This is a genomic window from Lysinibacillus sp. FSL K6-0102 (assembly GCF_038003545.1).
Lineage (GTDB): Bacteria > Bacillota > Bacilli > Bacillales_A > Planococcaceae > Lysinibacillus > Lysinibacillus capsici.
The window spans coordinates 4,189,101-4,205,127 of record NZ_JBBOPH010000001.1; the positions used below are offsets into that span (position 1 = coordinate 4,189,101).

Genomic DNA, 16,027 nt, shown 5'->3' on the forward strand with positions numbered 1-16,027 from the left:
ACTCGGATTCGTATTTGATCGAATCCGAGTTTTTATTGATTTTAACTGAAATCCGTCCTAAAACGGTAATTTTTATATTGTATAGATGAGTTTAGTAATGTGTTACACATTTAACTTAAGCCATGCCACGGCTTCACAATGTGTGGAGTGCGGGAACATATCCACTGGCTGGATTTCCTGCGTTTGATAGCCGCCATCCTCTAAAATGCGAAGATCGCGTGCTAGTGTGGCTGGGTTACAGGATACGTAGACCACTCGTTTTGGTCGTTGCTCTAGAATAGTAGTTAGCAGTGCTTCATCGCAGCCTTTGCGTGGTGGATCAACTACTAGTACGTCTGCTTCCTTGCCTTCTTTATACCATCTTGGGATAACTTCCTCTGCTGGGCCTGCCTCAAAATAAGTATTTGTAAAACCATTAAGCACTGCGTTGCGTTTGGCATCTTCAATCGCTTGTGGGACAATTTCCACGCCCATGACAGCCTTTGCTTTTTGAGCAAGGAATAAAGAAATCGTACCAATTCCACAATACGCATCAATGACACGTTCATCTCCCTGTAAGTCAGCATAATCTAATGCTTGCTTGTAGAGGACCTCTGTTTGCTCTGGGTTGACTTGATAGAAAGAACGAGCAGAGATTTCAAAACGTACATTACCAATTGTATCAATAATAACGTCTTTACCCCAAAGGTTGATTGTGTCATCACCAAAAATAACATTGGTTTTCTCACTATTCACATTTTGCATAATTGATGTAACGTTTGGCACTAGCTTTTGGATTACTGCAATAGCAGCCTCTTTTTGTGGGAACTTTTTCTTTTTCGTTACAAGGACAACCATGACTTCTCCTGTTGCTCGTGCTTTACGGATAACGACATGACGCAACATGCCTTCATGTGTATGCTCATTGTAAGAGCGAACACCTAACGTTGCTAATTCCTTTTTCAAGCCTGCAAGAATAGCATCTGCTTCTCCTGTTTGAATTAAACAGCGATCCATATCCACAATGCTATGCGTTTTTGTTTTATAAAAGCCGGCAATCGCTTGTCCAGCTTCATTTTCAGAGAAAGGAATTTGTGCTTTATTACGGTAGTGCCAAGGTTCTTTCATACCTTTTACTGGGTGAACAGGTGCATGAATTTTACCAATCCGCTGCATCACATTGCGCACCATATTTTCTTTCCATTTTAGCTGCCCCTCATAGGATAAATGCTGTAATTGACAGCCGCCACACTGCTTGAAGTAATCACATGGAGCTTCAACACGGTCTGGAGATGGCTTGATAATATCTATTACCTTTGCAAAGCCATAGTTTTTTAATGTTTTTAACACATGGATTTCGGCCGTTTCGTTTGGCAGTGCGCCTTGTATGAATAGTGGATAACCTTCAACCTTTGCGACACCATTGCCATCATGCGTTAGATCTTCTATATAAACTGAAAGTCGTTCATTTTTTTTCACGGGTGCTGACATTCGTACATCCTCCATTTCAATCTCCTTATTGTAGCATGTGTTGGCGAATGAAAAAAGAACAAGACTTGGCTGTTGCGCGTCTCTGCTAATTAACTTGAAAAAAGAGTCGCTATTCGCGACTCTTTTCCTGCTCTTTTGTAATATGATAATCCCTTGGTGCCCACCAAAATGCACACAAGATCCCAAGAATGACGACAATAAAAGGTGCATAAAAAATTAAAAAACTTTGCATATGTGCTTTCCTCCTATGCGTGATTGTCTTCTTTTCCTGTCACATATTTTTTATTGAATAAGAATAGTTTCATCAATAAATAAAGTGAAGGAAGAAGAAGACACAGTCCTAAAATAAATGCGATAACTAAAGCGATCGCCATTTGTGTGCTTGTAAAGCTATCGTAAATGGTTAAATACGGATACAGTAGGTATGGATATTGAGCAATTCCATAGGCAAAGAAGGCTACGGCAAATTGAGCAATCAGGAGCCCAACTGCAAGTCCGTACTTTTTACGCATGGCAATGAGTACGACTGTGACAATAAATAAGACAGCTGAAATCGCAAACATCCACCATAAATTTACCATATGACTGTAGCTCTCTGGGTTGATGGATTTCATTTCATACATAATGCCAAGCGCACTAATCATTAGCGGTGCTGCCCACACAAGAGCATATTTTCTCATTAGTTTCGTTGCTTCGCTATCATTTGCTTTATGCGCGTACCATGTTAAAAATACGGCTGAAATATACAATACCGCAGCGATACTTAGTACCACAATGCTCCAAGCAAATGGACTTGTATATAAAGTCCAGTAGTTCAGCACAGGCTGCCCATCAATTACATCAACATAGCCTCCACCGGCAATGGCAAAGACAACGGATAAAGAAGCGGGGATTAATAAACCTGCTACACCATATGTCAGTGTATATCCGATATGGCCTCGTGTACCATACGATTCAAAGGCATAGTAGGAGCCTCGAATTGCCAATAGTACAAGCGAAATACTAACGGGCACAAGTAAAACCGTTCCGTAATAAAAAGCGGTTTGCGGGAAAAATCCTACGATTCCTACAAAGAAGAATACTAAAAAGACATTGGTAACTTCCCAAACAGGCGATAAATAACGTTTAATAATATTTGTTAAAATATGATTCTTACCAATAAGTAGGCTATATGCATTAAAGAAGCCAGCACCAAAATCAATCGATGCGACAATGACATAGCCAAATAGGAATATCCATAATACTGAAATACCTAAAATCTCTAACGTCATAGGATGTCACCGCCTTTTTCAGAGTGGCGATCTTCAATCTCGCGTTCGATTGGGTTCTTTTTAAACATTCTTACCAATACGACAATACTTCCCACTGCTAATACTGCATAGACTCCTGCGAATAAAAGCAGCATTAAATCCACATGGTCGCTCGTCGTAGCTCCTTCAGGTGTACGCATTAGTCCATAAAGTATCCATGGTTGACGTCCAACTTCGGCAAGCCACCAACCTGCTTCAATCGCGATAATTGATAGTGGTCCTCCCGCTACGATAATCCATCTATACCATCGTGAATGAATAAACTGCCAGCCCCGTGCTTTCCCTACAACATAAAGTAATGAAACTAGCATCATAAACATACCAATGGAAACCATGATATCAAAGAGATAGTGAATATAGAGTGGCGGTAGATCCTCTTCCTCAAATTGATCTAAGCCGATTACCTCTGCTTTAGGATTAAAATGTGCAAGAATGCTTAAAGCATACGGAATTTTGATAGCATATTTAACTTCTTCTCCATCTAAGACACCAAATAATACAAGAGACGCCTTACCTTCTGTTTCAAAATGCCATTCTGCTGCTGCTAGTTTTTCGGGTTGATATTCAGCTAAGTATTTTCCTGAAAAATCTCCAATCACAGCGGCTGCTATGGAGAAAATCAAGCCAATTTTCATTAGTAAAAGTAGTGATTTTTTATGGTATACATGCTTCGAGCCTTTTAACATTCTAAATCCTGCAATAGCTGCTAGCACAAATGCCGATGTCATGTACGCTGTCACAAGTACATGTGCAACCTTCGTTGGCATGGCGGGGTTAAACATTGCAAGAAAAGGTTGAATATTAACAAGTTCTCCGTCTACGATATCAAATCCTCTTGGTGCGTTCATAAAAGCATTAACAATTGTGATAAAGACTGCTGACATCGATGCTCCGACAGCAACAGGGATTAACAGAAGCATATGCTTTTTCTGACTATCAAAGCGATCCCAAGTATATAAATAGATGCCCAAGAATATCGCCTCAAAGAAAAATGCAAACGTTTCCATAAAAAGTGGTAACGCAATTGTTTGACCAGCGAGTTGCATAAAATTAGGCCACAATAATGATAGTTGTAAGCCGATTGCGGTTCCAGTTACCACGCCGACTGCTACAGTAATGACAAAACCACGGGCCCAACGTCTTGCCATTAAGATATAATGTTCATCATTCTTTTTATACCCAGTCCATTGAGCAATCATAATCATTAACGGGACACCCACACCAATTGTTGCATAAATAATATGGAACGATAATGTTAACTCCGTTAATGCTCGGCTCCAATAGACCGCTGATTCATTAATCATCTCATTGCCCCCTTAACTTCCAAATATTCTTCCAAGAATAGAAAGTAGCATAATGATTGCAACACCAAAGCTTAGCCATATAAGCTTCTTTTCTTGTGACTTATACAAAGGCAACACTTCCTTTCCCTTATCCATACCCCCATTTTCCACTATTCCAACGAAAAAAACCTTAATAACGGACCGAAACTTCAGTCTATTATTAAGGTTTCAAATTTTGTTCAAGTAATATACGCACATTTGCCAAACATTTTTCTAATTTCATTCACATTCTTACTTCTAAAGCTTAGTTTATGGGATTTAGCCAGTTTTATTCTAATGATGGAATTTTAATTTGGAGCGGCCTCTCCTTCTTTGAGAGCACTTCAAGCAAGCAATCAAAAAAATACAAAATAAAGCTCATCCACAATAAAATCGGATGAGCTTTTCGGGTTCATTAAATACGGTCTTCCTCTCGAATATCTGCGAGTGGAACAAAGATTTCGATGTGACGCTTTAGGTTTTCAAATGTAGCAGGAGCGTCTCCGCCATATTCGCCATCGAGGTTAAGGTGGACCTCATTTTCTGTAGTAACTTTGACAACGCTAGCTTTTTTGTAGATGACACGATCATCATTTAAATGTTCGCCTCTTAGTGCCATGGCTGCTAGTTGAATAAATTCAGGAAGACTTACCTTCTTTAGCACTATTAAAGTAAAGTAACCATCATTAATGCTTGCATCAGGAGCTAGTTTTTCAAAGCCGCCTACTGAATTCGTTAACCCACATAGGAACATCATAGCGTCGCCATCAAATACTTCGCCATCATATTCAATGCGCATATGTGAGGCTTTGATGGATGGAATCATCTCAACTGCCTTTACATAATAGGCTAACTGACCAAGCATTGTTTTCATTTTGCTTGGTACTTCGTATGTTAGCTCTGTAATACGTCCGCCAGCAGCAATATTGATGAAATAGCGTTCGCCATTTAAGAGACCAACATCCACTGGCAATGTGTCGCCTTGAATAATAATGTCTACTGCCTCTTCAATATTTCGAGGGATATGCACGGCACGGGCAAAATCATTTGTAGTGCCCATTGGAATTAGACCAACTTTCGGACGGTTTTCAAATGGACTTACACCTGAAACAACTTCATTTAATGTGCCATCTCCACCAACTGCGATGATGATATCAAAACCGCGTTCTACCGCATTTTTTGCTGCAAGCGTTGCATCGCCTTCACATGTTGTTGCGTGACAGGATGTCTCATAGCCTGCTACCTCTAGTTTTTCCAACACCTCTGGTAGATGTTTCTTAAACACTTCGCGTCCAGATGTAGGATTATAAATGATTCTTGCTCGTTTCATAACATACCTTCCTGCTTCATAAGATTCTACTTCATTCAACGATTTGTACGTTGAAATGTTGCAATACTCTTGTTATTTTTGTAATGCTTCTGTTACTTGCTTCTTAAAGTCCTCATAAACAAATGTCCAATATGTTTGATTGGAGATATTTTCTTCACGAATTTCTGCATAAAGAGCCTTTTGTGCCTCTTCAAATGTTGGATCTTCTTTATCTGGTAAGCTTGCTCGTTTCGTTACGACGAACTCTTGTAATTCTGGTGCGCGTGGTCCCCATTTTCCAATCACTTCTCCAGCATCATCTAATAATAGATAAACTGGAATTGCACGACCACCGTTTGTTAAATAACGATCAATTAGTTCTGTATCAGCATCACGGAAAACGGTACGCATATCTAATCCTGCCGCTTCAGCAATACGGCGAATAATTGGATTATTTAACATTGCGTCTCCGCACCAATCCTCTGTAATCGTTAAAATTTTAGGTTGTTTTTCTTTTAATAACTCAATAAAATCATCGTTTGTTGGTACTTCAAAGCCATCATAAATACGAAAGCTTTCTTCTTTTAACGTCGTCATGTTCTCCATATATTGCTGTATTGATATAGCTTCATTAAAATACTGTTGTTCTGTTTTCATTGGCTCGTCCCCCTTATTACTGTCTATTCTATATTTTGCTATGAATACTCTTTTTAAACAACTATTAAGTTTCGCAAAATGCAAATTTGTTACATTTTTGAAAATTAATAGCCGAGGGAGCAATGAAGCTCTCTCGGCTATTATGTTACAACGAGTATTATCGTTTGGCAATTTCTTGTTGTAATAATTTATTAACCATTGGTGGGTTAGCTTGACCTTTTGTTGCCTTCATAATTTGACCAACTAAGAAGCCAATCGCACGGTCTTTACCATTTTTGAAGTCCTCGATAGATTGAGCATTGTTATCTAAAACTTCTGTTACGATTGCTAGTAATGCACCTTCATCAGAAATTTGCACTAAGCCTTTTGCTTTCACAATATCCTGTGCAGATCCGCCATTTTCTACTAATTCAGCAAATACTTTTTTACCGATCTTAGAAGAAATTGTACCGTCTGTGATTAATTTCACCATTTCAGCAAGGTTTTCTGGTGTTAATGCAGTATCTTTTAGATCTTTTTGCTCTGCGTTTAAATAAGCAGAAACATCTCCCATTAACCAGTTAGCAGAAAGCTTAGCATCTGCCCCATTTGCTACCATTGCCTCAAAGAAGTCTGAGATCTCTTTAGAGATAACAAGAACTCCAGCATCATAAGGTGTTAAACCTAGTTCTTCAACATAGCGTTTTTTACGAGCATCTGGAAGCTCAGGAATTTCAGATTTTACACGCTCTAACCATGCATCATCAATTGAAAGACGAACTAAGTCTGGCTCTGGGAAGTAACGGTAATCGTCTGTTCCCTCTTTAACACGCATTAAAATTGTTTTACCTGTTTTTTCATCAAAACGACGTGTTTCTTGCTCAATCACGCCACCAGATAATAATACATCTGCTTGACGTAATTCTTCATGCTCTAAACCACGACGAACATAGTTGAAGGAGTTCAGGTTTTTAAGCTCTGTTTTTGTACCAAATTCTTCTTGACCATAAGGGCGAATAGAAATATTGGCATCACAACGTAATGAGCCTTCTTCCATCTTACAATCAGATACGTCAGTATATTGAATAATCGATTTTAATTTTTCGAGATATGCATATGCTTCGTTTGGTGTGCGAATATCTGGCTCAGAAACGATTTCAACAAGCGGTGTTCCTTGACGGTTAAAGTCAACTAGTGAATGGTCACCAGCATGTGAAAGTTTACCAGCATCTTCTTCCATATGAAGACGTGTGATACCGATACGTTTTGTATAGCCGTCTACTTCAATATCAATCCAACCATTTTTACCGATTGGTTTATCGAATTGTGAAATTTGATAAGCTTTCGGATTATCTGGATAGAAGTAGTTTTTACGGTCAAACTTTGTTTCTTGTTCGATTTCCATATTGAGTGCAAGTGCTGCACGCATAGCGAAATCTACTACATTTTTGTTCAGGACTGGTAGGACCCCAGGATAGCCTAAATCGATTACTGTTGTATTTGTATTTGGTTCAGCACCAAAGTGAGCTGGTGCTGGTGAGAAGATTTTTGAGTTAGTCTTCAACTCAACGTGTACTTCTAAACCAATGACTGTTTCAAAGTTCATGTTATTTTCCCTCCCACATTTGAGGAACTTCTTTATGGAACTCAGTTGCTTGTTCAAAAGCATGAGCCACACGGTAAATAGTTGCTTCATCGAAATATTTACCAATTATTTGTAAACCTAATGGTAGGCCGTTTTCAAAGCCACAAGGAATTGAAATCGCTGGTACACCTGCTAAGTTCATCGGGATTGTTAAAATATCGTTTGCATACATTGTCATTGGATCATCAACATTTTCACCAATCTTGAATGCTGGTGTTGGAGCTGTTGGTCCAATGATAACATCAAAGTCTTCAAATACTTTATCGTAGTCTGCTTTGATCAATGTACGTGCTTGTTGTGCTTTTTTGTAGTACGCATCATACGTACCTGCACTTAGTGAATAAGTACCTAGCATGATACGTCGTTTTACTTCATCACCAAAGCCTTGTGCACGTGTTTCTTTGTAAAGGTCCATTAAATTTGTAACGTTTTCTGCACGGAAACCATAGCGGATACCATCGAAACGAGATAAGTTAGAAGACGCTTCAGATGAAGAAAGGATATAGTACGCAGCTAGTGCATATTTCGAGTGAGGAAGTGATACCTCTTCTACAGTAGCACCTAAGCCTTTTAATACCTCTAATGCCGCAAGCACTGATTGACGAGCTGCTTCACCAACGCCTTCACCAAGGAATTCTTTTGGCACAGCGATACGTAAGCCCTTAACATCACCAGTAAGAGCTGCAGCGTAATTTGGCACCTCAACATTCGCAGAAGTCGAATCATTTGGATCTAATCCAGCGATAGCTTCTAGTAATAGCGCATTATCTTCAACATTGCGTGTAATTGGTCCAATTTGATCTAGAGAAGATGCGAATGCAACGAGACCAAAACGAGATACACGACCATATGTAGGTTTCATCCCTACAACACCACAGTAAGCTGCAGGTTGACGGATTGAACCACCTGTATCTGATCCAAGAGAGAAGGGTACTTCACCAGCTGCTACAGCTGCTGCAGATGCACCTGAAGAACCTCCTGGTACGTGGTTTAAGTTCCATGGATTTTTTGTTGTTTTATAGTATGAGTTTTCGTTTGAAGAACCCATTGCAAATTCATCCATGTTTAATTTACCAACTGTAATCATGCCAGCTTCACGTAGCTTGTTGACAACAGTTGCATCATAGATCGGCATAAAGCCTTCTAGAATTTTAGAGGCACATGTTGTTTCTAAGCCTTCTGTTACGATGTTGTCTTTCACACCGATCGGTAGACCGAATAATGGTCCACGCTTTTCAAATGGTACTTTATCCATTTCAGCAGCTTGAGCAGTTGCTTTTTCTTCGTTTGAAGCAAGGAATGCTTGTACATCGCCATCAAGCTTTGCAATACGCTCGTATGCTTCTTTCGTTAAGTCAGCGATTGATAAGTTACCCGCTTTAATTTCTGCTTGTAACTCCTTAGCTGAACGTTCAAATAGCGTCATGAGGAATCCTCCTATGTTTTAGTATTACATGATAGCTGGTACTTTTACTTGACCATCTTCTTGTTCTTTTACGTTTAACATCATTACTTCGCGGTCTAAACCTTTTACTGCTACGTCTTCACGCATTACATTCACTAATGGTAAAACGTGCGTTGTTGGTTCAACATTTGTTGTATCCAGTTCATTTAACTGCTCCGCAAAGTCTGTAATTTTACCAAGCTGTTCAGCAAATTTCTCTGCTTCTTCTTCTGTAATTGCAAGACGTGCTAAATTTGCCACGTGCTTTACTTCTTCTTTTGTTAATTTAGCCATTTTTCACACCTCCGAATACTTGTTCAATTCATTGTTTTTATTGATAACAATAGGGTTGAATAAAGTTAACCATGCCAATAATCATAACATTTTTCATTTTAAAAATCACAACTTTCACTAAAAATATAGAAACTTTCACTACTATAACAAAGTGTTGTCTCTATCATCCTGTTGAGTTCCTCTATTTCAATCCATTACCATAAAAAATATAGTCACCACAAAGGCTGACTATATTAATCATAGACATGCACGTAAGGGTCCTTGTCATTGGCCTTTTTGATGATTAATGCCTCAGGACCATTCACTGAAGTAACACTTACTTCCACATGAATATTATCAAATTGATTGATTAAAATCCCTGTTAAATATTGCGTAAACCCTATTATCTCTGCTTTGCCGAAAAATTGGATTGGGATTTCAATCGAAAGGTTTTGTATTTGTTTATTACGATAGAAACCAGTTCCGATCACACTTGTATAGTTAGAAAAATATTTATCAACATCTTGTTTGAAGTTCTTGAAGTTATTGTTGACATCTCGGTATACATCTTGTGAATCATCTGTCGGGAACAAGACGTAATTTTCATCTATACCTTCCCAATCAGCGATGCTGTTCTGCCCAGCTTTTGCTACACCATAGCTAAAGTATGTCCCTGGAATAATTTGATTACGGGCTTGCTGCTTAAACAGACCGACCACAATCGGTACATCCTTTAACTCTTCACGTGAACGTAAACGAGAAACGATTTCAGCAGCCATTTTTTTGCCCTGCTCAATAAGAGTAGACTCTGAAATTGGTTCCTCGTAATATTCACCATACTGTTCTTTTTGATAGTAATAGATAGAATTTAAGGCAAGACCGATTGAAATCCCGCCTAGTTTCACTTTATTATCCTTCGTTTTTGTTAAGTAGTTTTGCTCTACAATATGGGATAAATAAACTGGAGCCTTTGTTGCTCGCTCCTCAGGTGTCATTGTGTCTGTTGTCGGTGGATTTAATCCATCCTCTGTTTGTGAACTACGAGCAAGCCAAGAGCTTACTGTACTTTCAGCTAAATATTGACCTTCTTGGAAGTAGTAGTTTTCTGTGTCGAACTCGTTTTGAGATAAACGCATTAAACCTGATTCAACTTCCTTCATATCATATTTCGTATAAATGTTAGATACCACTAGACCTCTACTTGCACTCTCTTTATAAGGGATAAGCGTCTTATAATAAGATTCATCAATTTGTATGCTTGGAATAATTGTTGTTTCAGCTTTTTCTTTCTGTTGCGTTTCCTGTGTAAGCTCTGTCTCCTTCTTGTCAGAAGGCACACAGCCGACTAGCATTGCAGCAGCTACGATTGCTGGAATGAGTCGAAAAGACTTCATTATTTAGTGCTCCTTTACTAATAGTCAATTTTAGGTCGACGAATCTACTCGACGCCTTGTTGTAACGGTTGTGCACTCAACATTGCCTCCTATTCATAAAAGGGAGGATATCATGCACTTATTAAATGAGGTTAAGTTGTTCAATTAAGTTATCTTCAGTCCAAACTTCGATACCCAATTGCTCAGCCTTTGTTAGTTTAGAGCCTGCATCCGCACCTGCGATCACTAGATCTGTTTTTTTGCTGACACTACCCGTGACTGTACCACCTAACTCTTCTATTTTCGCTTTTGCTTCGTTGCGTGTCAATTGCTCAAGTTTACCAGTTAAGACAATTGTTTTACCTGCAAAAGGACTATCACCTATCGCTACTTCTACTTTTTTACCTTTGTATGTCATATTCACGCCTGCTTCAGCAAGACGCTTAATGACTGCTCGTGCATCTTCATTTGAGAAATACTCCACTAACGATGAAGCCATTTTATCTCCAATTTCATAAATTGCCACAAGCTGCTCCTCTGTTGCAGCCATCACTGCTTCCATTGAACCAAATTCCTCTGATACGATTTTGGCTGCTTTTTCACCAACATGACGAATTCCTAGTCCAATTAATAAACGCTCCATCGAATTTTCCTTCGATGCTTGAATGGCATTTACTAAATTAGTTGCTGATTTTTCGCCCATACGCTCCAATTCCACAAGCTGCTCTACCGTTAAATGATACAGGTCAGAAACATCATGTATTAAATCTGCACGTAATAATTGCTCCACTACTTTATCCCCAAGACCGTCAATATTCATCGCGTTTCGAGAAACAAAATATTTTATGCTTTCTGCAATTTGCGCAAAGCAGGCAGGATTTACACAGCGCAGGGCAACTTCGCCTTCAATCCGAATCAATTCACTATCACAAACAGGGCAATTTTTTGGCATGACAAAAGGGACTGAATCTTCAGGACGTTGTTCTATTAGCACACCCACAACTTGAGGAATAATGTCACCAGCTTTTCGAATAATAACTGTATCGCCAAGACGAATATCCTTATCTCGAATTAAATCTTCATTGTGTAAAGAAGCACGTTGAACCGTCGTTCCTGCTACTTGTACGGGAGTTAAAATCGCCGTAGGAGTAACAACACCTGTACGACCTACTGTTAAATCAATATCAAGTAACGTTGTAACAACTTCCTCTGCGGGAAATTTGTAGGCAATCGCCCAGCGTGGACTCTTTGCTGTATAACCTAGTTCATCTTGCTGAGCATAACGGTCAACTTTAATAACAATTCCGTCAATCTCGTAAGCTAATTTTGGACGATTTTCTGTCCAATGTTCTATAAAGGCCATTACCTCTTCAATAGTAGAGCATCGTTGGCGTTCTTTATTGGAAGGGAAGCCTAAGCCTTCTAAATAATCAAGCATTTCTGCATGACCGTCGATACCATATACTTCACCGTCTCCGCCAATGGCATAGATAAACGTTGATAATTGGCGACTGGCCGCAATTTTAGGGTCTAACTGACGTAATGAGCCAGCAGCAGCATTCCGTGGATTAGCAAACAACTCCTCACCATTGTCTGCACGTTGGGCATTTAAGTTTTCAAAGGATTTTTTTGGCATATACGCCTCACCACGTACTTCAATCGTAATGGGTTCCTTTAAACGAAGGGGAATCGCACGGATTGTCTTTAAATTGGCGGTAATATCTTCTCCTACCACACCATCTCCTCTTGTAGCCCCTTGTACAAACATGCCATTTTCATATTTTAATGAAATAGCTAAACCATCTATTTTCAGCTCACATACATATGAAAATTGATCTCCGATAGCCTGACGCACTTTACGATCGAATTCTCGTAAATCCGCTTCATGAAAAGCATTTGAAAGACTAAGCATTGGGTAATCATGCGTCACTTTTTTAAAACCTTCTACCACTGCTCCACCAACACGCTGCGTAGGAGAATCGGGGTAAATAAGGGATGGGTTCGCTTCTTCTAATGCAATCAGTTCCTGTAATAGCTGGTCATAGACACTATCTGCTACGACAGGTTTATCTAACACATAATAGGCATAACCATATTCATGCAGTAATTTATTTAACTCCGCTATACGCTGTTCTATTTCGTTCATTTACGTTCCTCCGCTTACGCTTTTTCAATCGGTGCAAATTGAGCAAGTAATCGCTTTATACCAATTGGTTGTGGGAATGCGATATCAAGCTCTGTACTATCACCTTCACCTTTTACACTAACAACCATACCTGTTCCCCATTTTTTATGAATCGCCTTATCTCCAGCTTTCCATCCAAATTGATCTCCCCCCGTTGCTTGTAAACGTGCTGTGGCAGGTTGTGTTTGCTGAATAGCACCCAGCGTACGCTTTTGATGGCCACCGGTTGAACGATTGTTAGTAGCAAATGGTACTGTTGATGTTGTCCCTGCCTTAGAAATTGACTCTGTAATATCTTGAGAAATTTCACCTAAAAATCGGGATGCATTATTAAAGCTTGAACGACCAAAAATCGTTCGGCTTTGGGCACATGTTAAATATAGACGTTCCTCAGCACGGGTCACACCTACGTACATAAGGCGGCGTTCCTCTTCCATTTCTTCTTGATCGTCTAGTGAGCGGGAATGTGGGAAGATGTTTTCCTCCATACCGATAATAAAGACAACTGGGAACTCTAAGCCTTTAGCTGCATGCATCGTCATTAAAATAATATTGCCTTTAGATGCATCCTCTTTGTCGAGTGCATCAATATCAGCTATAAGGGCTAAATCTGTTAAAAAGGCAATTAAGCTTTTATCATCACTGCGCTCTTCAAAAGCCTTTGTGACAGATAAAAACTCTTCAATATTTTCTAAACGGCTTTCTGCTTCAATTGTTTTTTCGTTTTGTAACATTGCTCGATAACCCGATTTATCAATAACTTGCTCCACAATTTCAGTGACAGATAGATATTCCTGCATTTGTGTAAAGCCTTTAATCATGGCATAAAATTGCTCAGCCGAATTTGCTGCTTTCCCTGATAATCCCATGAAAACAAGATCATTCATCGCGTCAAAAATCGAACGATCCTGATCTATCGCATAACGTGCCATTTTTTCAAAGGAAGTTGCACCAATACTGCGCTTTGGCTCATTAATAATACGTGCTAGTGATAAATCATCATCATTATTAGCAATAAGTCGTAAATATGCTAGTAAGTCCTTTATCTCTTTTCGATCATAGAACTTTGTTCCACCTACTATTTGATAGGCCATATTGGACTTAACAAGTACTTCCTCCATTACACGAGATTGAGCGTTTGTACGATATAAAATAGCAAAGTCATCAAATGAACGATTTTCTTTTTCAATTAACTGTTGAATCGTTTGTACAACAAATTGCGCTTCCTCCTGCTCGTTATAAGCTTTATATAGTGCAATCTTTTCACCTTCTGAATTTTCTGTGCGTAATTCTTTTGGGTAACGTGTTGTATTATTTTGAATGACGTCATTGGCTGCCTGTAGGATGCGTTTAGTTGAACGATAATTTTGCTCTAGCATAATCACCTTTGCAGTTGGATAATCCTTTTCAAAGGATAGGATATTCCCAATATCTGCACCACGCCAACGATAGATAGACTGATCGGAATCACCTACAACACAAATATTTTTAAATTTCTTTGCTAGTAACTGTACAAGTAAATACTGAGATTTATTGGTATCTTGATATTCATCGACATGAATATATTGAAATTTATTTTGATAATATTCAAGCACTTCAGGTACACGTTTAAACAACGTAATCGTCGTCATAATCAAATCATCAAAATCAAGGGATTGGTTGCGGCGTAATCTTTTCTCATAGCCTTTATAGACACGTGCAACTGTTTGTTCATAAGGATTCTTATCATTCATTTGGCCTGCGTAATCATCCGCTGCTATACACTCGTTTTTTGCTGCACTAATAGCATTTAAAATTGCTCGTGGCTCAAAACGTTTTGGGTCAATATTTTCTTCCTTCATCACATTTTTGATGACTGAAAGCTGATCCGTAGAATCTAAAATAGAGAAATTACGAGAAATGCCTAGTTGATCGATATTACGACGTAAAATTCTTACACACATAGAGTGGAAAGTAGAAACCCACATACTATCGCCCGTACCATTACCAAGAATGCCATCAATACGTTCACGCATTTCTCGTGCTGCTTTATTTGTAAATGTAATCGCTAAAATTTTAGAAGGATATACTTCCTTTTCGATAACTAGGTAAGCAATACGATGTGTTAAAACTCGTGTTTTTCCTGACCCAGCACCTGCCATAATGAGTAATGGTCCTTCAGTTGTTTTAACTGCTCTTTCTTGTTCAGGATTCATGCCTGCTAGTAAATTTTTTGTTAACTGTTCCATTTCGCACCGCCTTACAAACATTTGTTCTAAAATTATAACGTATTTTTAACAGCCTTAACAGTCGCAAGTGCAGCTTTTAAATCTTCGTAAATAATATTTCCAACTACTACCGTATCTGCAACGCGTGCCATTTCCTCTGCTTGCTTTACAGATGTTATGCCACCACCGTAAAAGAGTTTGGTATGCTTCAGTTCGTTTTTCACAGCACTAACTACCTCTAGATTGCCATACATTCCACTGTACTCTAAATAAAAAACAGGCAGTTTAAAGAAATTCTCTGCCATGCGTGCATAAGCTACCACGTCATCAATTGTTAAATCTGTTTTCGCACCCGTTACATGGGCTACTTTACAATCAGGATTTAAAATACAATATCCTTCCGCTACTAATTCATCCCATACCATAATATCGCCGTATTCTTTAATAGCCTCATGATGTAAATTTTTAATCCATTTTGGATCATCACTATTTAATACCGTTGGGATGAAATAATAGTCGTAACCTGGTGTTACCGCATCGATCGTAGAAATTTCAAGTGCTATCGGCACCTCAAAACGACGCACTCGAACAAGTAAATCTAATACCCCATCCAACGTTACATTATCTGTTCCCCCAACTAAAATAACATCTGTCCCAGACTCGCAAATTTTTTCTAATGCTTCATCGGAAATGTCCTTCGCTGGATCTAGCTTGAACACATGTCTCCATTCTAAATAATCCATCTATATTTACCACCTATCATTTTCTATCTATTCGTTTACAAGTATAGCTTATGATTCACGACAAAAAAATGAAAAAGACCGAGTAGAACTTCTACTCAGCCTTTTTTCAG

The 16,027-nt window shown here is 38.9% G+C and carries 14 protein-coding genes; all 14 read right to left on the reverse strand.

The annotated features are described in order from the left end of the window. Positions 1–102 precede the first annotated feature (102 nt). The 14 genes from rlmD to NYE73_RS21410 all read right to left on the reverse strand — a co-directional run bounded on the left by rlmD (position 103) and on the right by NYE73_RS21410 (position 15,917). A complete protein-coding gene (gene rlmD, locus NYE73_RS21345; protein WP_259951041.1) occupies positions 103–1,470 on the reverse strand; it encodes a 23S rRNA (uracil(1939)-C(5))-methyltransferase RlmD in 1,368 nt (455 codons plus the stop codon). A gap of 109 nt (positions 1,471–1,579) precedes the next feature. Continuing rightward, positions 1,580–1,702 (reverse strand): cytochrome bd oxidase small subunit CydS, encoded by a 123-nt coding sequence (gene cydS / locus NYE73_RS21350; protein ID WP_004225690.1) that lies wholly within the window; start codon positions 1,700–1,702, stop codon positions 1,580–1,582. A gap of 13 nt (positions 1,703–1,715) precedes the next feature. After that, positions 1,716–2,741 (reverse strand): cytochrome d ubiquinol oxidase subunit II, encoded by a 1,026-nt coding sequence (locus NYE73_RS21355; RefSeq protein WP_259951010.1) that lies wholly within the window; start codon positions 2,739–2,741, stop codon positions 1,716–1,718. Beyond that, on the reverse strand, positions 2,738–4,084 hold the full coding sequence (locus NYE73_RS21360) for a cytochrome ubiquinol oxidase subunit I (RefSeq protein WP_259951009.1): 1,347 nt from the start codon (positions 4,082–4,084) through the stop codon (positions 2,738–2,740). The genes NYE73_RS21355 and NYE73_RS21360 overlap by 4 nt, the downstream gene beginning before the upstream one ends. 12 nt (positions 4,085–4,096) lie before the next feature. Continuing rightward, entirely contained in the window at positions 4,097–4,219 is a 123-nt protein-coding gene (locus NYE73_RS21365; RefSeq protein ID WP_004225696.1) for a hypothetical protein, read from the reverse strand. 298 nt (positions 4,220–4,517) lie between these two features. Beyond that, positions 4,518–5,432: a diacylglycerol kinase gene (locus NYE73_RS21370; protein WP_004225701.1), complete on the reverse strand. Its 915-nt coding sequence runs from the start codon at positions 5,430–5,432 to the stop codon at positions 4,518–4,520. 72 nt (positions 5,433–5,504) lie between these two features. Next, a complete protein-coding gene (locus NYE73_RS21375) occupies positions 5,505–6,068 on the reverse strand; it encodes a thioredoxin family protein (RefSeq protein WP_048394872.1) in 564 nt (187 codons plus the stop codon). A 157-nt stretch (positions 6,069–6,225) separates the two neighbouring features. Next, entirely contained in the window at positions 6,226–7,653 is a 1,428-nt protein-coding gene (gene gatB / locus NYE73_RS21380; protein WP_048394874.1) for an Asp-tRNA(Asn)/Glu-tRNA(Gln) amidotransferase subunit GatB, read from the reverse strand. 1 nt (position 7,654) lies between these two features. Then, positions 7,655–9,118: an Asp-tRNA(Asn)/Glu-tRNA(Gln) amidotransferase subunit GatA gene (gene gatA, locus NYE73_RS21385; protein ID WP_004225706.1), complete on the reverse strand. Its 1,464-nt coding sequence runs from the start codon at positions 9,116–9,118 to the stop codon at positions 7,655–7,657. Positions 9,119–9,142: 24 nt separating this feature from the next. After that, positions 9,143–9,430 carry an Asp-tRNA(Asn)/Glu-tRNA(Gln) amidotransferase subunit GatC gene (gene gatC / locus NYE73_RS21390; RefSeq protein WP_004225708.1) on the reverse strand — a complete coding sequence of 96 codons (288 nt, stop codon included), beginning with the start codon at positions 9,428–9,430 and terminating at the stop codon, positions 9,143–9,145. Between the two features lie 233 nt (positions 9,431–9,663). Next, entirely contained in the window at positions 9,664–10,803 is a 1,140-nt protein-coding gene (locus NYE73_RS21395; RefSeq protein WP_048394876.1) for a CamS family sex pheromone protein, read from the reverse strand. A 121-nt stretch (positions 10,804–10,924) separates the two neighbouring features. Then, positions 10,925–12,928 carry an NAD-dependent DNA ligase LigA gene (gene ligA, locus NYE73_RS21400; RefSeq protein ID WP_048394879.1) on the reverse strand — a complete coding sequence of 668 codons (2,004 nt, stop codon included), beginning with the start codon at positions 12,926–12,928 and terminating at the stop codon, positions 10,925–10,927. Positions 12,929–12,942: 14 nt separating this feature from the next. Beyond that, positions 12,943–15,195 carry a DNA helicase PcrA gene (gene pcrA / locus NYE73_RS21405; RefSeq protein ID WP_112116710.1) on the reverse strand — a complete coding sequence of 751 codons (2,253 nt, stop codon included), beginning with the start codon at positions 15,193–15,195 and terminating at the stop codon, positions 12,943–12,945. A gap of 32 nt (positions 15,196–15,227) precedes the next feature. Next, the gene (locus NYE73_RS21410; RefSeq protein WP_054548982.1) at positions 15,228–15,917 is read right to left on the reverse strand and encodes a heptaprenylglyceryl phosphate synthase; all 690 of its coding nucleotides are present in this window, start codon (positions 15,915–15,917) and stop codon (positions 15,228–15,230) included. Positions 15,918–16,027: the final 110 nt, after the last annotated feature.